Here is a 26,762-nt window from a genome sequence, read left to right on the forward strand (position 1 = left end):
TAAGATACTTTCCTGAGCCGTCAGCTGAAGCAGACGGTGATAAAAGAATTGCCGTTGGCTTCAGCCACCGGATCGCTTTTTAGTAGCAATGATACTGATAACTAATATCTGAAAAGCGTGATAAAACATTAAGGGTAAAAGGATAATTCCTACAATACTGGTTTGCCCAAATAAAGCTTCAGAAAAAACCGTTCCGTGGACCAAGGATTTTTTCGTGCCACAAAATTGATTTGTAATCTGATCTGCGTGATTAAATTTGAAAATTTTCCCAAACCATCCAGTAAGTGAGTAAACAATGAAGAATAATAGTAGAACCAAGGCTACCATAATACTCATTTCCATTAAGCTTACACTGGAAAAAATCTTATCTTCAAACGACTTTACAAAACTTTTATAAATGATTAAAAGGATAATAAATTTATCAAATAGGTTTAATTGTTTTTTATGTTTTTGCGCCCACATTCCGAGGAATTTTCGCAGTAAAAGTCCTAGAATCAAAGGAATTACAATTTCAGAAATCAGCTGGATATAGATTGATGAGAAATCGAATTCAACTTCGGTTTGTTTTATAAATGGCATCATCCACAATGGCGTTATAATTATTCCAATAATTCCTGAGATACTAGCATTAAAAATTGCAGCTGGCAAATTCCCTTTTGCCATAGAAACCAGAACTACAGAAGAAGATACAGTTGATGGTAAAGCGGCCATAAATAAAAATGCCAACCAAAGAATTTCATAAGACGTGTCTTTAAACAATGGAAAAAACGGCAGAATAAGAAGTGGGAATAATATAAATGTTGAACTCTGCACTGAGAGGTGTAATTTCCAGTTTTTAAGTCCGTTTTTGATTGCTTCGGAATTAAGACTCAACCCATAGAAGAAGAAAATAAATGAGATTCCGAGGCTGCTGATTAAATTCATCGGCACAGGACTATCTGATGCTCCCAGTTGAGGTAAAAAATACGCGATAGCAATACTTATTACGATGGCAATTACAAATGAATCTATCTTAAACTTCTTAAACATCGGGCAGTTTTTTCGTCAAAGATATACGGTATATGACGTTTTAAAAAGTGAGAACAGATAGAAATTTATTTTTAAAATTACAGTGGCTTCTTATTTAATTATAGAAATCGCGAAGTCAGCTCAAACTCAAAGTTAACCTTCTTATAAAAGCCAGTTTTGAGCCTTATAATTGCAAAAAGTTGGTTTATTTTGTAGAACCATAAAAGTCAATTTAGAAATGGGAGGAATTTATGGATTTGATTGGTTAAAGTACCCAAATCAAAAGGAAAAGTCTTTTATATTGAATAAATTGTAACCAAATAAAAAATCGTCAAAAGGACGAATATATATGAACGAAGCATACGTAAAACAAAACACAGAAAACGGAATCGCCACCATCGAATTTTTCCATCCGGCGCACAATAGCCTGCCTGGAGAAGTATTGGCGAATCTTGCAAATACAATTACAGAAGCTGGAAATGACGATGCTATAAAAGTGATTATTCTGAAAAGTGGTGGCGACAGAACTTTCTGTGCCGGTGCTAGTTTCACTGAACTTATAAATATCAATGATGCCGAAACTGGAAAAGTCTTTTTCAGCGGGTTTGCAAATGTGATCAATGCTATGCGCAAATGCCCTAAATTCATCATTGGGAGAATTCAAGGGAAAACCGTTGGTGGCGGAGTAGGTGTTGCTTCGGCGACCGATTATTGTATGGCGACCAAGTTCGCTGCAATTAAATTAAGTGAATTGAACATTGGGATTGGTCCTTTTGTAGTTGGTCCTGCAGTTGAACGAAAACTTGGCACCAGTGGCTTCAGTCAGATAGCAATTGATGCCAACAGTTTTTACGAAGCCGAATGGGCAAAACATAAAGGACTGTACAATCAGGTTTATGACTCGGTAGAAGAATTGGACGAGGCGGTTCAGAAATTTGCTGAAAATCTTTGTAATTATAATCCCGAGGCGATGAAAGAAATGAAAAAAGTATTTTGGAGTGGTACGGAAGATTGGGATGGATTGCTTGCGGAAAGAGCAGTGATTTCGGGGAGATTGGTGTTGAGCGATTTTACGAAAGAAACGTTGAAACGCTTCAAATAATGAACACCGAATTACGAGTAGTGAATGATGAAGTATTTCTGAGTTCGATATTCGAGATTCATTATTCGATATTAAAATTATGATTTACAGTTTCAAAGGCCACATCCCCGTAATTCACGAATCTAGCTTCGTACACCCATTGGCGGCTGTTACGGGAAATGTAATTATTGGTAAAAACTGTTATATTGGGCCAGGAGCAGCCATTCGCGGCGATTGGGGAGAGATTATCCTTGAGGATGGAGTTAATGTTCAGGAAAACTGTACTGTTCATATGTTTCCAGGAAAAAGTATCGTGTTAAAGGAGAGTGCTCACGTAGGTCACGGTGCAATAATTCACGGTGCTAATCTGGGAAGAAATTGTCTGATTGGGATGAACAGTGTAATAATGGACGATGCCGAAATTGGTGATGAATGTATTGTTGGCGCAATGAGTTTTGTAAAAGCCGAAGCGAAGTTCCCAAAACGAAAATTAATAGTTGGCAACCCGGCAAAAGCTATTAAAGATATTTCTGATGAAATGATAGCGTGGAAAACGGCAGGGACGAGATTGTATCAGCAATTGCCAACGGATTGTCACGAGAGTTTAAGGGAAGTCGAGCCGTTACGAGAAATTCCGAAGAATCGACCAATTCAGGAAAATTTTTATAAAACCTTGGAGGAGTTCAAGGGAAAAGGATAGTTGAAGTTGCGATATTTATTTGTAAATAACTAAACTCTCTGCTCCTTCGCATCTTTGCAATAAATCATTCAACGTAGAGGCGCAGAGGTCGCAAAGAAAAAAGAAAATAATGAACAAAATAGAATTCAAAATGCCCAAAATGGGCGAAAGTATCACCGAAGGAACCATTATTGAATGGCGCGTAAATGTAGGCGATTCCTTTGAAGAAGGTGATGTACTTTTAGAAGTGGCTACTGATAAAGTGGACAATGAAGTGCCTGCGCCAGCCGCAGGAAAGATGATAGCGCATAAGTTCAGTAACGGAGATGTAGTCCCAATTGGCGATGTGATTGCTATTTTGGAATTTTCTGAAAATGGAGTTCAGGAAAAAACTGTTTCAAAAACTTCGGAGACAAAGAAAAAATCCAAACCTTCTTCTTCAGTTTCGACTTCAACTTCAACTTCGACTTCATCTTCAAAGTCCTTCAAAGTAAATGAAAACATTTTCATATCTCCTTTAGTAGATGCCATTGCTCGAAAGAACCACATCAGTTATGAAGAACTAGCCAGGATTCCCGGAACGGGGAAAGATGGTCGTTTGCGAAAAAGCGATGTTTCTGAATATATAGAAAGCGGTCGTCCCTTTAAATTTGCGCAAGCTGTTTCAGAACCTTCAGGATTTCAAGTTCCCGATCTAAAATTCGACAAGGGAAAAGGTAAAATTGTGGAAATGGACCGAATGCGGCAAATGATTGCGGACCACATGGTTTTTTCCAAACATACATCTCCTCACGTAACGGCATATGTGGAAGCAGATTTAACGGATATGGCGGTTTGGAGGAATAAAAATAAAGTGGCTTTCCAAGAGAAACATGGCGAACGCTTAACCTTTACACCTCTTTTTGTGGAAGCCGTTGCAAAAGCGATTAAGGATTTCCCAATGATAAATTCTTCCTTAGATGGAAAAAATGTTATTGTAAAAGAGGAAATAAATATCGGAATGGCAACGGCCTTACCTTCAGGAAACCTAATTGTTCCAGTTGTAAGGAATGCTGATAAAAAGAATTTAAAGGAATTGGCATCAGCTACCAACGAACTTGCGGGAAAAGCTCGTGACAACAAATTAAAGGCTGACGACACTAGTGGTAGTACTTTTACAATAAGTAATGTAGGTACTTTCGGAAGTTTAATGGGAACACCAATAATAAATCAACCAGAAGCAGCGATTTTGGCCGTTGGAGTTATCAAAAAACGTGCTGAAGTAATGGAACGTGAAGATGGCGATACCATTGAAATCAGACAAATGATGTATCTTTCTCTTTCATTTGATCATAGGATAGTTGATGGATATTTGGCAGGTTCTTTTTTGAGAAGGATTGCTGATTATATGGAGCAATTTGATTCCAATAGAAAAATTTAAACTTAATAAGACCTAACAGGTTTTTGAAACCTGTTAGGTCTCTACAAAATATAAAAATTCGTGAATTCGTGGTTAAGAAAATAAACAAAGATATACTCAAAAAAGCCTTCAAAACCCTCGTTACTGCAAAAGCAATGACAGAGGTTTATGAGGAAAACTTCAAGGCCGTTTCAAAATATGTTCATGCAACCTCGCGTGGGCACGAAGTGATACAGATTGCCGCTGGAATGCAGTTATTGCCCCAAGATTATGTATTCCCATATTATCGGGATGACTCAATCTTGCTATCAATCGGAATGACGCCTTATGAATTGATGCTACAGGTTTTAGCAAAAAAAGATGATCCATTTTCTGGCGGACGTACCTATTATGCCCACGCCAGTTTGCGTGATGATGATAAACCAAAAATCCCACATCAAAGTTCTGCTACGGGAATGCAAGCGATTCCTGCAACTGGTGTTGCACTAGGGTTTTGGTATAAAGAATCCCTCGACTCCGCTCAGGAACCGGTGTCCGAGCGGAGCCGAGGACACGAAGCACCAATTGTAGTTTGCTCCCTTGGTGACGCCTCCGTTACCGAAGGAGAGGTTGCTGAAGCCTTTCAAATGGCGGTTTTAAAGAAATTGCCAATACTTTATTTAGTTCAGGATAACGGGTGGGATATTTCTGCAAATGCAGCTGAAACCCGAGCTCAAGATGCTTTTGAATACGCAGAAGGTTTTAAGGGATTGGAAGCGGTGACTATTGATGGAACCGATTTTGAAGAAAGTTATAACACGCTTCAAGATGTGATTTCAAAAATACGAACTGAACGTAGACCCTTTTTGGTACACGCAAAAGTTCCGTTGTTGAACCATCATACCTCTGGAGTTAGAATGGAGTTTTATCGCGATGATTTAGAGGAGGCTAAAAGTCGCGATCCATATCCAAAGTTGAAGAAACTACTACTGGATAATGGATTTAAAGAGAAGGAACTCGGGGAAATCGAAACTGAAATTGAAATTGAAATCGAAAACTCACTCAAGCGCGCGTTTGAAGCTGAAGATCCGAAGCCTGAAGATTTATTTACGCACGATTTTGCTCCAACGGAAATAACCGAAGAAGTTGGTGAGAGAAGTCCAGCTGGAGCCGAAAAAGTGGTAATGGTAGATTGTGCGCTATCTGCTGTTGAGGAAATTATGCGGAAGCATCCGGAAGCTCTTTTATACGGGCAGGACGTGGGACGAAGATTGGGTGGAGTTTTCCGAGAGGCCGCAACTTTAGCTGAAAAATTTGGCGATAACCGCGTTTTTAATACGCCAATCCAAGAAGCATTTATCGTAGGAAGTACCGTTGGAATGAGTGCTGTAGGTCTAAAACCTTTTGTTGAGGTTCAATTTGCCGATTATATTTGGCCCGGACTCAATCAACTTTTTACAGAGGTTTCACGAAGCTGTTATCTCTCTGAAGGAAAATGGCCAGTCTCCATGGTTTTGCGTGTGCCAATCGGTGCGTATGGCAGCGGAGGACCTTATCATTCATCTTCGGTTGAAAGTATAGTCACGAATATTCGTGGACTCAAGATTGCGTATCCCAGTAACGGAGCCGATTTAAAAGGTTTGCTAAAGGCAGCCTACTACGACCCCAACCCTGTTGTGATTTTTGAACATAAAGGTCTTTATTGGAGCAAAGTAAAAGGAACCAAAGGTGCAACATCCGTAATGCCTGCGGAAGATTATATTTTGCCTTTTGGAAAAGCTTGGGTTTTACAAGAAATCTGGAAAAAGGAAGAGGAGGAAACGCTTTCTATTATCACTTACGGAATGGGCGTGCATTGGGCGATGAATGCTTCCGAAGAACTTGGAATGCAAGATAAAATTGAGGTTGTTGATCTTAGAACACTTCATCCGTTAGATTATGAAACGGTTTTTAAATCGGTTAAAAAATGTGGAAAATGTTTGGTTGTGACTGAGGAACCTTCTGAAAATGGATTTAGTAGAGGGCTTCAGGGCAGAATTCAAGAAGAGTGTTTCCAGCAGTTGGATGCACCAGTAATGCTGATTGGTTCTGAGAATATGCCTGCAATTCCATTGAATTCAACTTTGGAGGAGACTATGATTCCTTCAACCGAAAAAGTTAGGCAGAAGATCAAACAATTACTAGATTATTAGTTTTTGTATCTTCGGGCTGTGCGTGATTACAAATTTTACATATCATTTGTACTTTTATTCGGATACCATTTTGGCTTTTCGCAGGAAAAAGTTTCGATACTGGTAGATAGTTTGGCCAAGGTTTCATCGCCTGCCGCAAAATCTGTTTTAAGCCTTAAAGTTGCTTCAGCCCTGGCGGACGAAGATTGGGAACGCGCCCGGTATTATATGGACATTGCAAAGGAAAATGTAATGGCGGCCAATTCGCCACAGGTTTTGGCGGATTTTTATAAAACCGTGGGCGGTATTTATTCCGATAAGGATGCTTTGGATATTGCTTTGGAAAATTACCTGAAAGCCTATTCATTTTATGAAAATCGAGCTCCTTCCGAAAAATTCAAATTGGAAAATAACTTGGCCATCGTTTACGCCCGCACGGGCAATCAAGAAAAGGCACTTCAATTTTTCAAAAAAGTTTACCAATACCAGCAAAAACTAAACGATACGTTAAACCTTGCCTCTATTTTGAACAATATGGGAAGGATTTGGCTGGATAAAAACGTAGATTCCTCGCTTTTTTATTTCAAGAAATCACTTCGTTTGGCGAAAGAAATAGATAATCAAAATTTGAAATTTTTCCTCTATACGAATTTGGGAAAGGGATATATACAAAAAAGGGATTTTGAAAACGCCAGAAAACACTACAACTTGGCTATTTCAACAATTACTCCCGCCACTGATGAGGCCGACGAGGCTTGGATTTATGATGAATTTTCAGAATTTTATTTAAATCGGGGAATTCCCGATTCGGCCAGCTATTATTCTGAAATGGCGGTAACGCTTTTAGATAGTGTTGCTCCTTTTGGTTTTGAGCAATATCGAGCGGTGGGCCTTCTCTATAAATCATTTTTGGCGCAGGGTGAATATGAAAAGGCATCAAAATATTTTGAGAAATACACCAATATTTCAGATACTTTGAACCTTGAGGATAAGCGTGTAAATGTTGAAAAATTACTTATTGGTGAAGAATATCGGAACAAAGAAAAAATAAAAGAATTAGAGGAAAGCAAAAAGCAATCTCGGAATTATATAATTTTTCTGGTACTTCTCGCAATCCTATTAATTTTAGGAATGATGTTGTATCGTTTTCGAAATAAGTTAAACCGCGCAGCGCTCGAAAAGCAATTGGCCACAGCGAAACAAAAGGAACTCAACACTAACCTAGAGTTGAAAAACAAGGAATTGATTGGCAAGGCGATGATAGAGATGCACCGCACCGAAATAATCGAAGAAATTCTGAATGACTTAAAAGAAATAAAACTTAAAGCGGCTAAGAAGGAAACCCAAAACGCCATAGACTATATTGCCAAACGCCTGAAACGAGATACTTCAAGCAATGTTTGGGAAGAATTTGAACTTCGCTTTGAACAAGTACATGAATCGTTTTACAAAAATCTTACAACAAAACATCCAGATTTAACTTCGCGCGACAAACGGTTATGTGCTCTTTTAAAACTTAATCTTACTTCAAAAGAAATTTCACAAATAACGGGACAGTCTTCAAAATCTGTGGAAAATGCGCGTACACGACTTCGGAAAAAGCTAGATATTACCAATTCTCATACAGATTTGTCTGCATATTTATCTAGCTTCGGATAATTTGATTTCCATTCTTTTTCAAACATTTTGATATTTAAATATCTTAAAAACAATCATTTAAAATAAATTGAGTGGTAATGCTATGGTTGTTTATTTGGGTTGAGTGTTTTTGATAGGGTGAAAAATTATACACAACAAAAACTAGACAATACTTTTGAAAAAGTTTTTAATCCGAAACCTGTAATGAAAAACAAATCAAAACAAAAATCAACCTTGGAAAAAATGTTGGAAAATAATTCTGACAAAAAGAACGCCCTCAAAAAAATTATTAAGGAATTGGATAAAAGCAAAAACACAAACAATAATTAAAACTAAAAACACTCATTATGAAAAAACTATTTACAATTATTTGCTTTTTAACTGTGTTCATCGCAAATGCGCAATGGACCACAGACACTGATGCCAACACACTTGTAGCAGAATCTGGTGAACTCGATGTGCAGGCAAAAGGAACTTCTGACGGACAAACCTATGTGGTTTTTTGGAAAAATGTGGGAGCTCCTAACAATATTGAACTCCGTTTACAAATCATGGATACCGATGGCAACCAAAAATTGGGAGCTGACGGAATGCTTGTAAGCGATCAGTTACCAATGAGTTCATTTACTGTAATTATGAATACTGTCGTGGATACTTCAGACAATCTTTACATTGGCGTTACGGGAACGGGCGATTTTTCAGCCTATGCATTCAAACTGGATACTAATGGTAATCATTTATGGGGTGCAAATGGTGTGAGTTTGGGTTCTGGCGTTCCGGTGTCCATTTTGCCATTGTCCTCGGGAGATGCTATTGTATCCTGGCGCGATTCGGGACCAGCCGTTATGCAAAAATTTGATGCCAGTGGAAACCCTGTTTGGCCCAGTACAAAAACGATTGGCACCAGTAATTCTCAAGTTGCCAATCTTTTTGAATTGTCCAACGGTGATTATGAAGTGGTCTTTCATAGTCTTTTAAGTGGCGTAAACTCAAACTTGTATGCCCAACGGTATGACGCAGATGGTGACCCAGTATGGTCAAATGCCGTACAACTTGCAAATGGACTCACTGCATTTAACCGCTCTTATCCAGGTGTTCAGGATGGCGATGTGGTCTATATGGGCTATTTTTCCGCGGCAAACAATCGCTTTGATTCCTACTTACAGCGCATAGATCCAGACGGAACGTTGCCTTGGGGCATAAGCGGTTCAGACTTCGATACAAATCAGACCGATTATGAAATGGAAACTGAGATTGCTTTTCAATCGGGTTCAGACTATGTTTGGTCAATTTCCACATATAGAGATCCTTCACAAAATGAGCGCGGGGAATATGTCCAAAAATTTGATAAGGAAACGGGTGCACGTGAATTGACGGAAAACGCTAAGATGGTATTTCCTATTGGTTCTGATAAATCACATGCGGGGTCACTTCGCCTAAGAAACAGCAATCCACTTTTCTTGATGGAAGAAGGGGAAAACAACGGAGTTTCGCCAACTACCCTAAATGCTGTTTATCTTGATGAAAATGGCGATTTTGCTTGGACAGAAGAAACCCGTCCAATGGCTACTTTTGCAGCTGACAAGGCACGCGTTAATTTTACCCAAGAAGGAAATATGCAAAACGTAGCAGTTTTTGCTGAAGATAAAGGAAACGGCATGAAAATCTATGCCCAAAATATTATAGATGATACCGCTGGGATTGAAGAATATTCAGACGTTTCATTAAATTTTATAAATCCTATGGAAGATGAAATGATTTTGAAAAGCAATTCAGCAATCGATTCAATTACAATTTTCAATGTTTTGGGGCAACAACTATTCAATTCAAAATACAATGGTGAAAACTCAATAAAAATCAATACGCAAAACTGGAATTCTGGAATTTATTTTATGAATGTTTCCACAAGTCAAGGAATGAAAACAGGAATAAAGCTGCTTAAAAAATAAGCTTATATTTATCTCCAATTGCTGAAAGTGTCCTCCTATAACAAGGAAGACACTTTTTATTTACAACGTCTTGAAAAAATATTTATTTATTAATTTCTTTCCCTATGGCAAGAAGATACTTATGATTTTACCGTAATTTTATTTTCATAATCAACATCTTAAAAATTCAATCATTATGAAAACTGTAAACCCATATTTAATGTTTAATGGCAATTGCGAGGAAGCATTTAATTTTTATAAATCTGTTTTTGGCGGTGAGTTCGCTCATTTAGGACGTTTTTCTGATATTCCTGAGAATGAAGAAATGGAGTCAATGCCCAAAGAAGAAGGTAATAGAGTTATGCACGTTAGTTTGCCAATTAGTAAAGAAACAGTTTTGATGGGTAGCGACTCCCATCCAAAGATGGGTAACGTAACTTCTGGCTCAAATATGTCTATTGCCATTGGTGCCGATAGTAAAAAAGAAGCTGATCAGTTGTTTAACGGACTTTCAAAAGACGGCAAAATAACGATGCCTATTGCAGATACTTTTTGGGGCGATTATTTTGGAATGTTTACAGACAAATTTGGTTTTGAGTGGATGGTGAGTTTTGATAAAAGTAAAAATATGTAAAAGGATGTGGAATATATAGGGGGTTGGCAACAACTATAAATGCATACTTTGAAAAAAGGAAACATAATATTTTATATCTTTTGAGATAGTAATGAAGAAAATCACCGCATTCATTTTTTGCTTTATAGCACTTTGTGTTCTTCAGTCCTGCAAGCAAAGTGAAGCAAAAAGTGTTTCCTTCTATCATTGGAAAACTAAATACTCCATTGCGGAACCTGAACGGGATTTGTTGAAAAAAGCTAATTCTGAAAAGCTATATCTACGATTTTTCGATTTAGTTTATAGTCAGGAAGAAAATCGAGTTTTGCCAACTGCTACGCTTCAAGTGCCAAGAGTTGATTCCATCTTGACCTTGCAAGTAGTTCCTGTTATTTATATTACGAATGAGGTTTTTCAGAAAGAAACGAAACCTTCCCAACTTAAATTCATTGCAGATCAAACCTTGCGCAAAATACTTCGACTTAAAGAGAAGCATTTTAAGAAAAACACAAATTTTCCAGAAATTCAGATTGATTGTGATTGGACAGTAAGTACGAGAGAAGCGTATTTCACTTTTTTAGAAGAATTGCAAAAGAGTGAATTGCTGAGTCAATTCGAAAGAAATCCCATTAAATTTTCTGCCACCATTAGGCTTCATCAAGTGAAATTTCCTGAAAAAACGGGAGTTCCACCAGTAGATAAGGCTACGATTATGTTTTACAATGTTGGTGATTTAGGCTCAATAGAAGAAACCAACTCTATTTTAAATATCGAAAAAACTTCTTCATACCTATCCAGACTGCACAAATATCCGCTGGAATACAACGTGGCTTTACCCATTTTTGGTTGGGGCGTACTGTATCGCGATAATCAATTGGTTGGAATTTTATCTGATATAGACGAAAAACAACTCACTGAGAATTTTACAGTTTCAGATAAAGAAAATTGGTTTGTAGCAACAACTAACACTTATTTAAATGGAAGTTTTGTTTATAAAGGAGATGAGCTACGAAAGGAAAACGTCACGTTATCAGACTTTAAAAAGCTTCAGAAAATGGTTTCTAAAGCTGCGGGTCGAGAATATTCTGTAATTTTATATCATATAAATTCCGCCACCCTTCAAAATTTAGATATAAATGAACTTTTGGAAACCATACGCTAGTCTTATTTTATTTGCCACTGCAATCTCTTTCGGTGCTGAAAAACCTAATGTTTTTTGTGGTTATGCTCCGGAATATGAAGATCTTTATTATCCCATAATTGATCAGAAGATAGTAGGCGACCCGTCGCTTTATCCGTTTTTAAACTGTCCTTGGAGCACGTTTTGTGAAAGCCCCGGAACCTTAACGGCTACTCAGGAAAATCTGGAAGATTGGCGTAAGTTCTTCGGAAAAAATTTAAGTGAAGAAGTTCTTTATCAGCTTATTTATAAAGAAACTCCGGATTGGTATCAAAAGCTTGATGACAATGAATCTAATGTTGCTGGTGGAATATTGGCAAATAAAATCAATAAAAATCTTCAGAAACCATTTGCTAAATATATGTTGTTAGCAAAACAATGTGAAGGGATAAGTAGTAACAAAAGCGGTGGAAATGGCTGGTATCAAGGAGAGGAGAATGATGGTTATGACAAGAAACCTGAGTTATTGGAACTTGCATTAGAGCGCTATAAAGTTGAAACCAACCCTTTTTTAAAAAATAGATACGGCTATCAAATCGTTCGCTTGGCGCATTATTTAGGAGAAAATAAAGCGGCATTAACCTATTTCGATAATTTCCTCCAACTCGATTCAAAAACTCCTTATGTCTATTATCTCGCACTGGAACAGCGTTCAGGCGCTGCTTATAACTTAAAAGACCTTAAGGAAGCGACGAAAGGTTTTTTAAAAGTTTATACAAAAGTTCCATCGCGTCGCGAAAGTTGCGCCCTAAGTTTGAGATATATGGATTGGTCCGATCCTCAATTGAGCGATAATTTTTTTGCTGATAATGGATATGCCGATTTGGAATCTTTTTTCAAATCCTATTATTTCAACGGCAGTGTTTCTCGAGAGATGCAGAAGCTGCAAGATAGAAACCCAAATTCTCCATATCTGGAAGTGCTTGCAATACGAGAAGTTGACAAACTACAGAATACTTTATTCAATGATCATTACAACGGATGGACTGGACATTCTGAAAAGGATAAATCAGATAATTCCCAAACTTTGCAAACCCTTCAGAAAATTGCAAAATTACAAGTTGAAAATAAAGATGTTGAAAGAAAAGATTTCTGGAGAATTGTGCTTTCATCGACATATTTGAAAAATGATGATTATAAAAATGCCACATTATATGCTTCTGAAATTTCCAAGAAAAGTGAAATGTACGTCCAAGCTAAACTTTTGGCTTCTTCCATTGAGATTCTGCAATTAAACTCTATTGACAGGCGAGAAATCGGAAAGCTATTTAAACAATTGAAGTCAGACAAACAACTTCACGAATCACGGCCTTTGACAGCGTTTTTCTTCAATTCTATTTCAGATTTATACAAGAAGAACGACAACTTGGTTGTTTCGCTTTTGGGTAGTATGAATTATGGCGGAGAAAGCTATCAATACTCTTGGAAACAGGCGAAAACTGACTTGGGAAACCATTATAAATTGCATTATAAAAATGAATTTGTTGAAGATGATATTATTAACAAACTTCAAGACTTTATTGATCTTCCCAATAAAACTGATTATGAAAAACTAATAGTTTCTAAACTTCAGAGCAGTCCGAAGGACTATGTAAATGAACTTCGGGGTACCTGGTATTTTCAGCAAGACCAATTGGATGAAGCGATTTTCTATTTTAAAAAGATTGAGAACCCAAGCATTTTTTATAGAGAGGATATTAGACCAGAATTATTCGCTGGAGCTATTCGAGAATATTTCGACACTCCTTTTATTCAACAGTCAGATAAAATGTATTTAAAATATAAAGGTCTTTTTTCTGATGATATATCAAAGGTTGAACGGGATGAAACCTATCCAGACAATAAACTGAAGCTGGCTCAAACTTTTAAAAAGCTAGAGGAATTGGCAATAAGTAATCCAGAGAATGCTGCCGACTATTTCTATATGCTTGGAAATGCTTGGTATAATACAAGTGACCACGGTTGGTTTTTGAATGCGTTGCAATATTTAGGAAATAATGAACGCAATCACGTTTTGAACTATGATTATTATTCCGAAGGAGAGCAGAAAGGTGATCATTCAGAATTTGTGAGGAATGCCACAAAATACTTTGAGAGGGCCGTAGATGCTGAGGGTAGTAAAGAAACAAAAGCTAAAGCCATCTTTATGCTGGCCAAAACCAATTATTGCTTTACGCAGGAAAGAAACGCAGATTATAAATATAGAGTAGAGGTTTGCGGCGATCATAAGAATTATTTCGAAACTCTCCATACTGATTATTCCGATACGGCTTTTGAAGCACAAGTGATTCGGGAATGCAGTTGGTATAGGAGTTTTATGGAAATGTAAGAACTCTCTGCCTCCAAAAAATAATTTTGGGTTTTATTGTTTAACTAGACCTGGATAAAACGTGAGGTAAAATTGCGCTGGGCTGGTTCCTTTTTCGGTAATTACAATGCCGTGACACTTTTGATCTTCTCCCACTTCAAAACTAATTCCTTCGTCACTGGAAAAGAGCGTGTAGTTTTTTCCTTCAAAAAGGAATACTCCAATTTTATTGAGTTTAAAATTCTTTCCAATTTCAGATAAAGTACTGTTCACTCCAAAACCTTGCTCGGTTTTAAAATCAGGAGACAAGCTACGGATTGCTTTAATTCTAGAGAAATCTTCCACGCCCATCTTAGTTGTGGTGTAGATGCTTAATAGGTTTTTTGAGCCTTCGTACCAAGTAGAAACGGCTTTCCCCATAGCAGCGTCGCCAGAATCGGGTTTGCCAAGACTGTCGAGTACCGCTGTTGCATTTTCATTCAAAATGATAGCTCCGAGTCTTTTTCCAGGGATTATTTGATTCCCGTAGTTCTGATTTATTGATTCTGTTTCAATGGGTTGTTGCGAAGTCGGTTCATTTTGCTCAATATTCTCCTCCGTCTTTTTGGGTTCTTCTTTGCAGCTGATAAGGGAAACTATAGAAAGCAATAAAATCAATTTTTTCATAATGAAATCATTTAAGAGTATTGAAAAATACAAAAAAAGTAAGATTTCATTTTTGTGAAACCTTACTTTTTATTTATGATATTTATGAGATTCTATTTAAAAATAAAAATACAGACCTGCATTTATGTAATGCGTATCAATAATCAAAGGAACTTCTTTTCCATCCCCTATAAATGAAAGATCATTTTCATATTCGGGAATATAGCTCACTATTATTCCAAGTGATTTTTTATCATCCAAAGAAAAAAGAACACCTACTTTGGGGATCCAAAAGGCGCTGCCTACTGTCCGTTTTATTTTGTAGTTGTTATAAGAGCCTTTGTAATGATCACGAACAAGGCCTACTCCTACACCAATTAGTGGTTGTATAGATCCCTTTTTATTAAAGTGGTATTCGGCACCTAAACTTCCTCGGTACGAATTCTTTTTAAAGTTTGTATTGAAAGGTGAATTGTCAAAATCTTTATCGCCTGAAAACGCGGTATTTACTTCAATGGTGAAGTATAAGTTTCCCTGTAAACTCCCAGTAAATCCGGGTGTTGCGGCCAGACCAAAACCCAATTGTCCCTGTGTCAAGTTTTCGTAATCGTCCAGATTGAAATAACTAATTCTATTTAAAGAAGCACCAATGCTTGCGAAAAGTTTAAACTGATCACTTTGAAAGTTTGCGGCTTGTTTAACCTCTTTCTCGGTAGGTTCAAATGGCGCGTAGTCACAATTATTATAATCTTTTACGGTTTGCACCAAATTTGATTCGGTTATTTGCCTCAAATTAAAAACAGCTTGTCGTGTTTCTTCACATTCTTTAAATAGAACTGCGAGTGTTCCTTGCAGATGCTCTTCAACATTGGGTCTAATGTCAATTTTCTTTACCGTCCCGTCTTCTTTTTTTATTTCGTAGACACCATCTTTTAGCTTGGTCAAAGTAGCTTGACCCGCAACAAGTTCTTGGGCCTGCATTCCGAAACTGGCCAATAAAGCCAGTAGCAATAGTTTTAATGATTTCATACTTTTTCTTTTATATTATTTTTTAAATCGGTCGAGGTCGATTTTTCAGAAGAAGGTGATGTTAGTTATTGGTTAAGGGTTTAGATTTTATTTTTTAATGCTTCCAGGCGGATATTCCGCTAGAATCTTTTTCACGATTTCACGAATGCGCTCTTCCTTTTTTTCCATATTGCTGGTTATTAAGTCAGCATTACCCATTCCTTGCCAAACCAGATTGTTGGTTTTAGCATCTATCAAATCTATGTAAAGCGTGCCTTCCGTGGATTGTGAAACACTGCTTCCTCCATAATAACCTCCGTAGTACCAAGGATTCCATCCCCAGCCGTAGCCAAAACTATTGTTGTAAACATCAACGCGTTGGCGCTCTTTGGTGAAAATACTGACCAAGAGAGAAGGTTTGTCAGATTTAGTCATTCCTTTTGCGGTTAATTCACTTTCAATAGCGCGAAGAATTCGTTTTTTGTCGAGGTCGTTAATTTCAGCTTTATCAATTCCCGGTTTGAAAAACGCAAAGGAATTGAACTGATTAAAATTTACTTCTTTATCGTAATCCGTCGCCACACGAACGGTGGTGCAGGATGCGAATACAAAAAGCAATAATAGTGGTAAAAATTTAAGTGCCTTCATAATGCAATTTTTTAAGTTGAAACAAATGATCTAGCATTTGCGATTTTTCCTATAAAGTTAAAGAAAAATTAGTTGAAAAGTGTATCGTCAACGAAATTTGGAAGTGTAACTTTTAAATGTGGATTATTTTCCATCGCACGCTTTATTGCGAAAACAGCCTCGTCATTCCGTGCCCAACTGCGTCTTGCAATTCCATTATTTACATCCCAGAAAAGCATATTTTCAAGACGTCGTTGCGCATCTTTACTACCATCAAGAACCATTCCGAAACCGCCATTTATCACTTCGCCCCAGCCAACACCACCACCGTTGTGGATACTTACCCACGTTGCACCACGGAAACTATCGCCAATTACATTTTGAATTGCCATGTCTGCCGTAAATCTGCTGCCATCATAAATATTGGAGGTTTCGCGATAAGGAGAATCCGTTCCAGAAACATCGTGATGATCGCGACCCAAAATGACCGGTCCAATTTTTCCTTCTGAAATTGCTTTGTTAAAAGCCGAAGCAATCTGAACACGTCCATCAGCATCTGCATATAGTATGCGAGCTTGCGAGCCAACAACCAACTTGTTTTCCTGAGCACCTTTTATCCAAGTGATGTTATCCTGCATCTGCTGCTGGATTTCTTTGGGAGAATTTTTCATCAAATCCTCCAATACTTCACAGGCGATTTCATCTGTTTTCTGAAGATCTTCCGGTTTTCCTGAAGCACAAACCCAGCGAAAGGGTCCAAAGCCATAATCAAAACACATCGGTCCCATAATATCCTGGACATAGGATGGATATCTAAATTCCTTGTTTTTTTCTTCTGAAAGCACATCGGCGCCTGCACGGGAGGCTTCTAAAAGAAAGGCATTTCCATAGTCGAAGAAATACGTGCCTTTTGCTGTATGTTTGTTAATTGCTTCCACTTGACGCCGCAAGCTTCTTTGCACTTCTTTTTTGAATTGTTCGGGATCACTAGCCATCATTTCGTTGGATTCGTCGTAGGTCAATCCAACCGGATAATAACCACCAGCCCAAGGATTATGTAGGGAAGTTTGATCGCTTCCCAAATCTATTTTGATGTTATCCTCTGCAAATTTTTCCCAGACATCCACTATATTTCCATCGTAAGCAATAGAAACTGTTTCTTTATTTGCGGTTGCTTGTTTTACGCGTTTTGAAAGTTTGTCCAAATCTGAAATAACCTCGTCAACCCAGCCTTGACTGTGTCTAGTTTCCGTAGCTCTTTTGTTTACTTCGGCACAAACGGTTACACATCCAGCGATGTTTCCAGCTTTAGGTTGTGCGCCGCTCATTCCACCAAGACCAGCGGTTAAGAACAATCCTCCTATAGCTTCTTTTTTAATTTTTCTAAAACCGTTTAAAACGGTAATCGTTGTACCGTGAACAATTCCTTGTGGACCAATATACATATAACTTCCCGCTGTCATTTGTCCGTATTGGGTTACGCCAAGGGCGTTGAACTTTTCCCAGTCGTCTTGACTTGAGTAATTCGGAATCATCATTCCGTTAGTAACAACCACTCTTGGTGCCTCTTTATGCGAAGGAAATAAACCCATGGGATGACCAGAATACATCGCCAAGGTTTGCTCATCAGTCATGTCTGAAAGATATTTCATCGTCAATAGATACTGCGCCCAGTTTTGGAAAACAGCTCCGTTTCCGCCATACGTAATAAGTTCGTGCGGATGTTGTGCAACGGCATAATCCAAGTTGTTTTGGATCATCAGCATTATTGCTTTTGCCTGATTGGATTTCCCTGGATATTCGTCAACGGGACGCGAATACATTTTGTATTCGGGACGTAAGCGATACATATAAATCCGTCCGTATTTTTCCAGTTCTTCACGAAACTCGGGTAGGAGTGTGGCATGGTCTTTCGGTTCAAAATATCGAAGTGCGTTGCGAAGTGCAAGCTCTTTTTCTTCTTTTGAAAGAATATCTTTCCGCTTTGGAGCGTGGTTGATGGATGAATCAAAAGCTTGTCTCTCCGGAAGTGTGGAAGGAATGCCTTGTTGTATTTGTTGTTTGAAGTTCATGTTTTTTAATTTTTTCTCAGTTTCCCCTTCCTGCGGCAGGCAGATCTGTGCCTCTGTGGTAAAAGATTCACACATCAAAGACACAGAGAACACAGTGGTTTTTATTGATGTTTTCCTGTCTTTTTATTAAAACTGTACGGGCAATGCCTACAACCACTTTCGCAGCAATAACCGCGTTTTAGGTGATATTGTTCTGTAAAACACTTATAGCCTTCGGGCGTCAGGTAATAATCGCCTTCTTCGAGCTCTATTCTTTTCTTTGGAAATAACATATTGCAAAAGTAAGGATTTCAACGATGAAAGTTTAAAAATGAATTGGAATCCATGGTTTCGGGATTTAAGCTTTAAATTTGTAAACTATTTTGTAGAATAATGTGGAAATATTAAAGAGAAATAGAAATCTTCATTTTTTTGCCTCTGTCCTAAAGGATGAAAATGAAGATTTTTATGATTTTCATTTAGGGTTAGGGTACAAAATCATAGAAATCTGAATTCCACATTATTCTACAACAAAACCAATTTGCAAAACCAATTCCATAGAAATGACAAAACATAAAGCCGGATTCGTAAATATAATAGGAAACCCCAACGTGGGCAAAAGTACGTTGATGAACGCTTTTGTTGGCGAACGACTTTCCATAATTACTTCAAAAGCACAAACCACGCGCCATAGAATTCTTGGTATCGTGAATGGTGATGATTTTCAAGTGCTTTTAAGCGATACACCAGGAATCATAAAACCTGCTTATCAATTGCAGGAAAGTATGATGGATTTTGTGAAATCTGCTTTTGAAGATGCCGATATCCTGTTGTACTTGGTAGAATTAGGTGAAAAGGAATTGAAAGATGAAGCCTTCTTCAACAAAATAACCAATGCTAAGATTCCTGTTTTACTTCTGATAAATAAAATAGATATAGGCAATGAGGAATTGCTTTCCGAAGCACTTCAACTTTGGCAGGAAAAAGTACCGAATGCTGAAATTTTTGCAATTTCAGCACTTAAAAATTTTGGCGTTCCTGAAGTTTTTAATCGAATTATTGAATTGCTTCCAGAATCGCCCGCCTTTTATCCAAAAGATCAATTGACGGATAAACCCGAACGTTTTTTCGTAAATGAAGCCATCCGTGAAAAAATATTAATTCACTACAAAAAAGAAATTCCATATTCCGTAGAAATCGATACAGAGGAGTTTTTTGAAGATGAAAATATCATCCGAATCCGAAGTGTAATTATGGTAGAACGCGAAACCCAAAAAGGAATTATCATAGGCCATAAAGGTTCCGCCTTAAAAAGAGTGGGAACGGAAGCGAGGAAGGATCTGGAAAAATTCTTTGGAAAACAGATCCACTTGGAGTTATACGTTAAAGTGAATAAAAACTGGCGAAGTGATGAAAGACAGCTACGCAGATTTGGTTATAACAATAAGCAATGATATATGTAATTCTCTTTATTGTGCTGCTTGTCTTCGGTTTTTATGCTTTCAAGCTAAATAAGAAACGTCCTGTGGAATCTTTTCCAGAAAGCTGGAAATCACTTTTGAGTGAAAAGGTTCTTTTTTACAGAGAACTTTCTACTTCGGAACAAAAGCGTTTTCGTCAGCGTATGATGCAGTTTTTAAGTGAAGTTTATATTGAAGCAATTGATATAGAACTTGAAGACTTAGACAAGGTCCTCGTTGCCGCCAGTGCGATAATTCCCGTTTTCGGCTTTAAGGAATGGCATTATAACAATCTTAGCGGCATTATTATTTATCCAGATAATTTTAATGGCGATCTTGAGTTTGAAACACAAGATGGAAGGCGTGTTATTGCTGGTCTAGTGGGTTCAGGGAGGTTTGAAAAGCAAATGATACTTTCCAGAAAAGCACTTAGGTACGGATTTGAAAATGATACCGATAAGGGGAACACTTCAATTCATGAATTTGTGCATCTAATAGACAAAATGGATGGTGAGGCCGATGGGATTCCAGAACGCCTTCTTCAACGTCAATATATTACTCCGTGGTTAAAATTAATGCATGAGGAAATGGAAGCTATCAACGATAATAAATCTGATATCCGTGAATACGGTGGCACGAGCGAAGTTGAGTTTTTAGCAGTAGCTTCGGAATATTTCTTTGAACGCCCAGATCTCTTCCAAAGAAAGCATCCAGAGCTTTATGAAATGCTTAAGAAGTGTTTTCAGCAAAATCCAGCGATGAAAAGCACCAAAAGTTGAAATTCCAAATTTCAAAAAACAACTTTTTGGAATTTAGTTTTCACCCAATCGTTTGCAGCATAAAATAATACAGCTCCCGCATGCCAGGTTTTCCTTTTTTCTTTCCAGCGGCTCCGGCAAAATAGAGCAGAATCCAAATTAAAATCAAAGCGATTGCAATTCCAATCTGAAGACCGATGGAATTATCTAAGCTGTATCTGGTGTAAATCCAGGTGGCATTGACCATAAATAGGATGCCTACGCCTACATGAAAAAACATAAACATGGTCCATATAGTAGGGTTTGGCCCAAAAAAGCCGTGGAGCGAACAAGAGTTGTCAGATTGCTCCGTTATTTCCAAATGTAACTGTGGTGACCAAAAATGCTGTTGTTGTCGTGGCAGTTTTATAAATATATGATCGTCTATACAGGATACTATATAGTTTTTCTGATCTGACTTTACTTTTGCGAAAAGTGCCAGTACTTGACTGCAATCTTGCGCTAGTTCTATTTTAAAACGAGGCCTTAATACTATTTGGTTGGAAATTGGCATTGCTATATTTGTTGTTTAAAGCGGTTAAAATACTATTTTTTCTGCCAACTAAAAGCTATTTTTGCATCGACCCAGCAAATTTTGGGTAACGCCTAAAATATAGATTATGAGCATTGTTGCCGTTGTAGGAAGACCGAACGTGGGGAAATCCACTTTTTTCAATAGATTGATTCAGCGTCGTGAGGCCATTGTAGATGCCGTGAGCGGGGTGACTCGTGACCGTCACTATGGAAAAAGTGATTGGAATGGAAAGGAATTTTCGTTGATTGACACAGGAGGATATGTAAAAGGAAGTGACGATGTTTTTGAACACGAAATTGATAAACAAGTTGAACTTGCAATTGACGAAGCAGATGCTATCATCTTTATGGTTGATGTGGAAACTGGCGTTACCGGAATGGATCAAGATGTTGCAAAACTACTTCGTCGTTCAAAAAAACCTATATTTTTAGCTATCAATAAAGTCGATTCGGCCATGCGTGTGAATGACGCCTTGGAGTTTTATTCACTTGGCTTTGAAAATCAATACACCCTTTCAAGCATGAACGGTAGTGGAACAGGGGAGTTGTTGGATGACCTTATAAAGGCCTTGCCTGATACTGAAGAAGAAGATACCAGCGAGCTGCCACGTTTTGCTGTTGTGGGCCGTCCAAATGCTGGGAAATCATCTTTTATAAATGCGTTGATTGGAGAGGATAGGTATATTGTAACAGATGTTGCAGGAACTACGCGCGATAGTATCGACACTAAATACAACCGTTTCGGATTTGAATTCAACTTGGTAGATACTGCCGGAATTCGCAAGAAAAGCAAGGTAAAGGAAGATCTGGAATTCTATTCCGTAATGCGAAGCGTTCGTGCTATTGAGCATTGCGACGTTATTCTTTTAGTTTTTGATGCTACTCGTGGTTTTGACGGACAGGTTGAAAATATTTTCTGGTTGGCGCAACGCAATAATAAAGGGATTGTGATTCTTGCAAACAAGTGGGATTTAGTAGAAGAAAAGGAAAGCAGCAGTGTAAAGGATTATGAAAAGTATATCCGGGAGCAATGTGAACCTTTTGTAGATGTGCCAATTGTTTTTATTTCTACACTTACCAAACAACGTCTTTACAAAGCCATTGAAACCGCCGTTGAGGTTTACAAAAACCGAAGCAAAAAAATAAAGACCAGTGAGCTGAATGATGTAATGCTACCTATTATTCAAAACCAACCACCACCAGCCTACAAAGCGAAGTACGTGAAAATAAAGTTCTGTATGCAGTTACCTACTCCTTATCCAAGTTTTGCGTTTTTCTGTAATTTGCCACAGTATGTTAAAGATCCATACAAGCGTTTTATTGAAAACAAACTAAGGGAGAATTTCGATTTTAAGGGTGTGCCTATTACAGTTTATTTTAGAAAGAAATAAATCATTAAAATAAAAATGACTTAAGACGAAAAGACTTAGGACATAGGACGAATTGGTTTTGAAAAAATGTTTCTTTAAGTAATGTTGTTCAGTTCTACGGCTGCCTGTTGGCAGGTTTTTCGTCCTATGTCAATTTATCTTCAACCAAGTTTTGTTCTCAAACGCGTAAAGAACTTGAGTGAAAATTGAAAAATTGGACTCAATATAAACGTGTAGATAAAAGTTACCCAAAAAACCGGACCTCCCAGAAGAAATCCAATAATCAGTACGATGCTTTCTACTATAATTCGTGCTTTACTAACGGATAATCTGAATCGCTCCGACATTGAAAGCATAAAGCCATCTCGTGGACCAGCACCAACTCCGCCGGCTACGTACATACCGCCACCAATACCGATCAGTAAAATTCCCAAGAGTAATAAAAGATAGTCGGTCCAATTGTTACTTGCATCTGGCAAAATGTCTATCCATAGGAAAAAATCCATAATTGGACCAATGAGTAATGCATTTAAAAAGGTGCCAATATTGACATATTTCTTACTGACCAGCAATGATATTCCTATTAGAATCAGCCCAACTATAATACTCCAAGTACCAATACTAAAACCAAAATGTTCAAAGAGTGCCACATTTAAAACATCCCACGGATGCAATCCCAGATGCTTCACCTTTACGGAAACAGCCACTCCCAGTCCAAAACAAACCAGACCGGTAAAGAAAAATGCATAACGAATACTGTTATGTCGCCAGGATTTTGAGGTTTGAACTTCCATTTAATTGCTGAGAAAAATTAAGTGCGCAAACTACGAAAATCGGGAGGGAATTGAAGGGGAAATGAATTTTAAATAGTACCTCTCGAAGCAGTAAAATTTCTATGCACATTCATTAAGAAGCCTAAAATAGACTTAAGGCGGTAAGACCTAGGGTATAAGACAAGATAGGAGCTAAAAAGCCATTCTATTTAAAAAGGGATGTAGTCCTACTTCTATCATCTAACTTCTTCCGCAACAACCTTAAAACTAATGCGTTTTGTGTATAAGGATAAAGATATGATTAAATCAATCTGTATTAATGTTACAAATTACTTCAAAATAGACTGAAAGTCTGTTTCATTCGTGAAACTCAAAAAGATGCAGATTGCGCCTCAGTTTTCAACGAACCAGGAAATTAGTGAAAATTTGTGCCATTCGTGGCAGTACTTTTAGTCCAGATTAAATAAAGCTCGAAATCTATAGGGGAACCGAGAGAAGGACTTACGTCCAATTAAAACCTGACGTTACGAACAATCATAAATCAACTTTATTTCAAACAAAATTTCTTTTAAAAACCGTCGAGTGATTTTTTACCATATTTTTCGTTTCTTTATAAAGTGATAATTCCATTAACTTCTAATGAAACAAATTCTTTCTGTTTTTCTGGTTTTCTTAATTTCAGCAAGTTCCTTCTCCCAAAACTTTAAAGTTAGCGGTACCCTAATAGATAAGGAAACGCGTGACCCACTTGAAGCGGCAACGGTTTTTATGGAAACCTTGAAAGACAGCACCTTGATTACCTATACTATTACGAATAGAGATGGAAAATTTGTTTTGGAAGGGAATACTTCGGTTAAAAAAGCGCGTGTTAATATCAGTTTCGTCGGTTACGAATCTTTTCAGAAAGAAATAGATTTGAATAAACCTGTTCAGGATTTAGGGAGTATTCCCATTGCCGTATCTGTTGCAAGCTTGGATGAAGTAATTGTAAAATCGCGTGCTCCCGTAACCATCAAAAAAGATACTTTGGAATTCAACGTGGCTTCTTTCAAAACAAAAAAGGACGCAACAATTGAAGATTTATTAAAAGAATTACCCGGAGTGGAAGTGGATCCCGATGGAAAAATAAAAGTGAACGGGAAAGAGGTGAAAAATGTGATGGTTAACGGAAAACCTTTCTTCGGAGACGATCCAACAATTGCTACCCGAAACTTGACAAAGGAGATAATCGAGAAGGTACAGGTGATGGACACCAAAACCAAGGCCGAAGCATTTACAGGCGAAACTGGCGACCAAGATAGCAAAACCATTAACCTTACAATTAAGGAAGAAAATAATAAAGGTATTTTCGGAAGAGTAGCTGCCGGTGGTGGTACGGATAAACGTTTTGAATATGCCGGTCTCTTTAATTATTTCGATAACGATAGACGATTGAGCGTCTTGGGAGGTGGAAACAATACAAATTCTCCAGGATTTAGTTTTGGTGAAATTCAGAAAATGTTTGGAGGTGGGGGCAATATGTCAATGAGCAGTACGGGCGCTTTTTCAATAGACGGACGTAGTTTTGGATATGGCGAAGGCATTGTAAACAGCCGGATTGCCGGTGCCAATTATGCCGATGTAATTAAAAAGAAAACTGACGTCACTGCCAATTATTTTTACTCTGGAAGTAGTTCGTATAGTGATTCCAAAATAGAGCGGGAAAATATTTTGCCAGATCGTAGCTATTTTACCGATATCGACAAAACTAGCGATAGTGAAACAGACAGTCATACAGTCAACTTAGGTTTTGATATTAAAATTGACTCCACATTTCTTATCAATATAAAACCGACGCTTTCCTATAATAAATTGAAGGGCAATAGGCAGAATGAATCGGCTTCTATGGATGAAGATCGTGTGCTAACAAATTCCGCCAATGCAGAGAGCTCAAATGATATGGAGAGCCGAAAGTTTGAAAATATAATGGATTTTACAAAGAAATACGGGAGTGGAGGTGGATTTGTCAAGTTTAATTTCACTAATGAATGGAACAATACGGAAGCGGCGGATTATCTTTTAAGTGAAACCCTAATTTATGGAGAAACACCTTCAGCGGAGATAAGAGATCAATATACCGATTCCAAAAATGATGCTACTAAATATGTTGCGAGTGTCACTTATAGAACGCCACTTTTCCCTGAGAAATTATTTATGGATTTAAAATATCACTATGATTTTAAACAGAATCTAAATACTAAAACGGTTTTTGATTTTGACGAATCAAGGCAGAACTATTCCCTTTTCAATACCACTTTGAGTACGGATTATACTTTTAAAAATACTAGAAGTATCCCGTATGCCTCGCTTGTTTTTAAAGCTGAAAAAATCTCATTGGAAGGAGGTGTGGGGTATGTTTTTCAAAAACTTGAAGGAAAGGATGGGTTGCGACCTGAGTTGAAAGTGGACAACCGGTTTGAAGCATTCCAAATGTACGCGCGCGGAAATGTTAACTTTTCTTCAACGGCTCGGCTATATTTGGGCTACACGCTTCGCAATGAAGCACCGCAAATTGAGCAGTTGCTTCCAAGTACCGATGTGTCTGACCCACTCAACATTATTACCGGAAATCCTGATTTAAAGCCGGTAAACTCACATTCCCTCTATCTGAATTTCAATAATTATAACTTCCAAAAAGGCGTAGGCTATTACGCATATTTAAATGCTGAAATTGATGAAAACGCCGTGGTGTCGCAGACTATTGTTGATGAAAATAACATTCGACAAACTACTTATGCCAATGTAAAAGGTGCGTATAACATTTCGGGAAGTCTTTCTGCAAATAGAAAATTTGACTTGGACAGTTTAGTGAGTATCAAGCCTAGAATTGGGGTTTGGAGCAATTATTCCCAAGACATCAATTTTAGCAATGGAATTGAATACCAAAGCCACAACTACTCTATAACCCCAAATATGGGACTAAGCTTATCTTGGCAGAAAATTTTGGATATTAGAACAAGTTATTCAGTTAGAATCGGTAAAAACAGTTTTGAAAACAATCTTTTCGAGGATCGAAACTACATAAGTCATTTCGCAAAACTTGGAACGAGCCTATTTGTGCCAAAGAATTTTGAATGGAGAAACGATATCGATTTCAGTTATAATCCCGATATAGCTGAAGGTTTCCAGAAGAGTGCTTGGTTTTGGAACAGCACGCTGGCCTATTCAATGTTGAAGGAACAAGGAACCTTGACGTTGAAAATTTACGATTTGCTAAACCAAAATACCAATGCCCGCAGAACGTCTTCAGAAAACTTTATTCAGGATAGCCAAAGCACGGTTTTGCAACAATATTTTATGTTGAGTTTTAGCTATAAGTTTAATACTTTGGGAAGTAAAGGCGATACAGGAGGTAGTCCTTTTCATTTTGATTAGAAATCGTTGACTTTGGCTTTTTACAATACACTTTTAAATACGCTGAAAAACCTGCTTCTGTACGTGATCTTCATTCCTGAATACTGCTCTCGCTTTCTA

At 37.7% G+C, this 26,762-nt stretch carries 21 protein-coding genes; 13 read left to right on the plus strand and 8 right to left on the minus strand.

From position 1 onward, the window contains the following. Window positions 1–60: 60 nt before the first annotated feature. A complete protein-coding gene (locus G440_RS0117600; RefSeq protein ID WP_026452495.1) occupies window positions 61–1,029 on the minus strand; it encodes a bile acid:sodium symporter family protein in 969 nt (322 codons plus the stop codon). Window positions 1,030–1,357: 328 nt separating this feature from the next. On the opposite strand from G440_RS0117600, the gene G440_RS0117605 reads away from it, so the two are divergent. From G440_RS0117605 to G440_RS0117650, 9 genes are all read left to right on the plus strand, one after another. Then, a complete protein-coding gene (locus tag G440_RS0117605) occupies window positions 1,358–2,110 on the plus strand; it encodes an enoyl-CoA hydratase/isomerase family protein (protein WP_026452496.1) in 753 nt (250 codons plus the stop codon). A gap of 79 nt (window positions 2,111–2,189) precedes the next feature. Further along, window positions 2,190–2,789, plus strand: a complete 600-nt coding sequence (locus G440_RS0117610) for an acyltransferase (protein WP_026452497.1) — start codon at window positions 2,190–2,192, stop codon at window positions 2,787–2,789. 109 nt (window positions 2,790–2,898) lie between these two features. After that, entirely contained in the window at window positions 2,899–4,188 is a 1,290-nt protein-coding gene (locus G440_RS0117615) for a dihydrolipoamide acetyltransferase family protein (RefSeq protein WP_026452498.1), read from the plus strand. Window positions 4,189–4,322: 134 nt separating this feature from the next. After that, window positions 4,323–6,338 carry an alpha-ketoacid dehydrogenase subunit alpha/beta gene (locus tag G440_RS0117620; protein ID WP_051285469.1) on the plus strand — a complete coding sequence of 672 codons (2,016 nt, stop codon included), beginning with the start codon at window positions 4,323–4,325 and terminating at the stop codon, window positions 6,336–6,338. Window positions 6,339–6,356: 18 nt separating this feature from the next. After that, window positions 6,357–7,976 (plus strand): tetratricopeptide repeat protein, encoded by a 1,620-nt coding sequence (locus tag G440_RS0117625; RefSeq protein WP_026452500.1) that lies wholly within the window; start codon window positions 6,357–6,359, stop codon window positions 7,974–7,976. Between the two features lie 326 nt (window positions 7,977–8,302). After that, window positions 8,303–9,904 carry a T9SS type A sorting domain-containing protein gene (locus tag G440_RS0117635; protein ID WP_026452502.1) on the plus strand — a complete coding sequence of 534 codons (1,602 nt, stop codon included), beginning with the start codon at window positions 8,303–8,305 and terminating at the stop codon, window positions 9,902–9,904. 175 nt (window positions 9,905–10,079) lie between these two features. Continuing rightward, a complete protein-coding gene (locus G440_RS0117640) occupies window positions 10,080–10,517 on the plus strand; it encodes a VOC family protein (RefSeq protein ID WP_026452503.1) in 438 nt (145 codons plus the stop codon). A 91-nt stretch (window positions 10,518–10,608) separates the two neighbouring features. Further along, complete coding sequence (locus G440_RS0117645) at window positions 10,609–11,658, plus strand: hypothetical protein (RefSeq protein ID WP_026452504.1); 1,050 nt, start codon at window positions 10,609–10,611, stop codon at window positions 11,656–11,658. Beyond that, window positions 11,633–14,005 carry a hypothetical protein gene (locus G440_RS0117650; protein WP_026452505.1) on the plus strand — a complete coding sequence of 791 codons (2,373 nt, stop codon included), beginning with the start codon at window positions 11,633–11,635 and terminating at the stop codon, window positions 14,003–14,005. The genes G440_RS0117645 and G440_RS0117650 overlap by 26 nt, the downstream gene beginning before the upstream one ends. A gap of 33 nt (window positions 14,006–14,038) precedes the next feature. Here the strand turns inward: G440_RS0117650 and G440_RS0117655 are convergent, their stop codons facing one another. The 5 genes from G440_RS0117655 to G440_RS21380 form a co-directional block, all read right to left on the minus strand. Next, window positions 14,039–14,650, minus strand: coding sequence for a hypothetical protein (locus G440_RS0117655; RefSeq protein ID WP_026452506.1), 612 nt, complete (start codon window positions 14,648–14,650; stop codon window positions 14,039–14,041). Window positions 14,651–14,746: 96 nt separating this feature from the next. After that, entirely contained in the window at window positions 14,747–15,658 is a 912-nt protein-coding gene (locus G440_RS0117660) for a hypothetical protein (protein WP_026452507.1), read from the minus strand. Between the two features lie 87 nt (window positions 15,659–15,745). Next, on the minus strand, window positions 15,746–16,285 hold the full coding sequence (locus G440_RS0117665) for a DUF4136 domain-containing protein (protein ID WP_026452508.1): 540 nt from the start codon (window positions 16,283–16,285) through the stop codon (window positions 15,746–15,748). A gap of 68 nt (window positions 16,286–16,353) precedes the next feature. Further along, on the minus strand, window positions 16,354–18,336 hold the full coding sequence (locus G440_RS0117670) for a urocanate hydratase (RefSeq protein WP_026452509.1): 1,983 nt from the start codon (window positions 18,334–18,336) through the stop codon (window positions 16,354–16,356). Window positions 18,337–18,437: 101 nt separating this feature from the next. Further along, a complete protein-coding gene (locus G440_RS21380) occupies window positions 18,438–18,608 on the minus strand; it encodes a C1orf53 family protein (RefSeq protein ID WP_169718975.1) in 171 nt (56 codons plus the stop codon). A 270-nt stretch (window positions 18,609–18,878) separates the two neighbouring features. Between G440_RS21380 and era the strand changes: the two genes are divergently transcribed. Then, on the plus strand, window positions 18,879–19,769 hold the full coding sequence (era, locus tag G440_RS0117675; RefSeq protein WP_026452510.1) for a GTPase Era: 891 nt from the start codon (window positions 18,879–18,881) through the stop codon (window positions 19,767–19,769). Then, on the plus strand, window positions 19,766–20,554 hold the full coding sequence (locus G440_RS0117680; protein WP_026452511.1) for a M90 family metallopeptidase: 789 nt from the start codon (window positions 19,766–19,768) through the stop codon (window positions 20,552–20,554). Before era ends, G440_RS0117680 begins: the two co-directional genes overlap by 4 nt. Before the next feature lie 40 nt (window positions 20,555–20,594). Here G440_RS0117680 and G440_RS0117685 read toward each other — a convergent pair whose 3' ends face one another. Next, window positions 20,595–21,086 (minus strand): hypothetical protein, encoded by a 492-nt coding sequence (locus G440_RS0117685; protein WP_026452512.1) that lies wholly within the window; start codon window positions 21,084–21,086, stop codon window positions 20,595–20,597. Between the two features lie 103 nt (window positions 21,087–21,189). Here G440_RS0117685 and der point away from each other — a divergent pair, with 103 nt between their 5' ends. After that, on the plus strand, window positions 21,190–22,497 hold the full coding sequence (gene der, locus G440_RS0117690) for a ribosome biogenesis GTPase Der (RefSeq protein WP_026452513.1): 1,308 nt from the start codon (window positions 21,190–21,192) through the stop codon (window positions 22,495–22,497). Between the two features lie 140 nt (window positions 22,498–22,637). Here the strand turns inward: der and G440_RS0117695 are convergent, their stop codons facing one another. Then, window positions 22,638–23,270 carry a YczE/YyaS/YitT family protein gene (locus tag G440_RS0117695; protein ID WP_051285454.1) on the minus strand — a complete coding sequence of 211 codons (633 nt, stop codon included), beginning with the start codon at window positions 23,268–23,270 and terminating at the stop codon, window positions 22,638–22,640. Window positions 23,271–23,888: 618 nt separating this feature from the next. Here G440_RS0117695 and G440_RS0117700 point away from each other — a divergent pair. After that, complete coding sequence (locus G440_RS0117700) at window positions 23,889–26,663, plus strand: outer membrane beta-barrel protein (RefSeq protein WP_026452515.1); 2,775 nt, start codon at window positions 23,889–23,891, stop codon at window positions 26,661–26,663. The last annotated feature ends 99 nt before the right edge of the window (window positions 26,664–26,762 follow it).

This window comes from Aequorivita capsosiphonis DSM 23843 (genome assembly GCF_000429125.1).
Classification (GTDB): Bacteria; Bacteroidota; Bacteroidia; order Flavobacteriales; family Flavobacteriaceae; genus Aequorivita; species Aequorivita capsosiphonis.

What these genes read in the sequence shown, in the direction of transcription:
- G440_RS0117600 (WP_026452495.1), bottom strand. Translation starts at nt 1,029, where the DNA reads ATGTTTAAGAAGTTTAAGATAGATTCATTTGTAATTGCCATCGTAATA.
- G440_RS0117605 (WP_026452496.1), top strand. Translation starts at nt 1,358, where the DNA reads ATGAACGAAGCATACGTAAAACAAAACACAGAAAACGGAATCGCCACC.
- G440_RS0117610 (WP_026452497.1), top strand. Translation starts at nt 2,190, where the DNA reads ATGATTTACAGTTTCAAAGGCCACATCCCCGTAATTCACGAATCTAGC.
- G440_RS0117615 (WP_026452498.1), top strand. Translation starts at nt 2,899, where the DNA reads ATGAACAAAATAGAATTCAAAATGCCCAAAATGGGCGAAAGTATCACC.
- G440_RS0117620 (WP_051285469.1), top strand. Translation starts at nt 4,323, where the DNA reads ATGACAGAGGTTTATGAGGAAAACTTCAAGGCCGTTTCAAAATATGTT.
- G440_RS0117635 (WP_026452502.1), top strand. Translation starts at nt 8,303, where the DNA reads ATGAAAAAACTATTTACAATTATTTGCTTTTTAACTGTGTTCATCGCA.
- G440_RS0117640 (WP_026452503.1), top strand. Translation starts at nt 10,080, where the DNA reads ATGAAAACTGTAAACCCATATTTAATGTTTAATGGCAATTGCGAGGAA.
- G440_RS0117645 (WP_026452504.1), top strand. Translation starts at nt 10,609, where the DNA reads ATGAAGAAAATCACCGCATTCATTTTTTGCTTTATAGCACTTTGTGTT.
- G440_RS0117650 (WP_026452505.1), top strand. Translation starts at nt 11,633, where the DNA reads ATGAACTTTTGGAAACCATACGCTAGTCTTATTTTATTTGCCACTGCA.
- G440_RS0117655 (WP_026452506.1), bottom strand. Translation starts at nt 14,650, where the DNA reads ATGAAAAAATTGATTTTATTGCTTTCTATAGTTTCCCTTATCAGCTGC.
- G440_RS0117660 (WP_026452507.1), bottom strand. Translation starts at nt 15,658, where the DNA reads ATGAAATCATTAAAACTATTGCTACTGGCTTTATTGGCCAGTTTCGGA.
- G440_RS0117665 (WP_026452508.1), bottom strand. Translation starts at nt 16,285, where the DNA reads ATGAAGGCACTTAAATTTTTACCACTATTATTGCTTTTTGTATTCGCA.
- G440_RS0117670 (WP_026452509.1), bottom strand. Translation starts at nt 18,336, where the DNA reads ATGAACTTCAAACAACAAATACAACAAGGCATTCCTTCCACACTTCCG.
- G440_RS21380 (WP_169718975.1), bottom strand. Translation starts at nt 18,608, where the DNA reads ATGTTATTTCCAAAGAAAAGAATAGAGCTCGAAGAAGGCGATTATTAC.
- era (WP_026452510.1), top strand. Translation starts at nt 18,879, where the DNA reads ATGACAAAACATAAAGCCGGATTCGTAAATATAATAGGAAACCCCAAC.
- G440_RS0117680 (WP_026452511.1), top strand. Translation starts at nt 19,766, where the DNA reads ATGATATATGTAATTCTCTTTATTGTGCTGCTTGTCTTCGGTTTTTAT.
- G440_RS0117685 (WP_026452512.1), bottom strand. Translation starts at nt 21,086, where the DNA reads ATGCCAATTTCCAACCAAATAGTATTAAGGCCTCGTTTTAAAATAGAA.
- G440_RS0117695 (WP_051285454.1), bottom strand. Translation starts at nt 23,270, where the DNA reads ATGGAAGTTCAAACCTCAAAATCCTGGCGACATAACAGTATTCGTTAT.
- G440_RS0117700 (WP_026452515.1), top strand. Translation starts at nt 23,889, where the DNA reads ATGAAACAAATTCTTTCTGTTTTTCTGGTTTTCTTAATTTCAGCAAGT.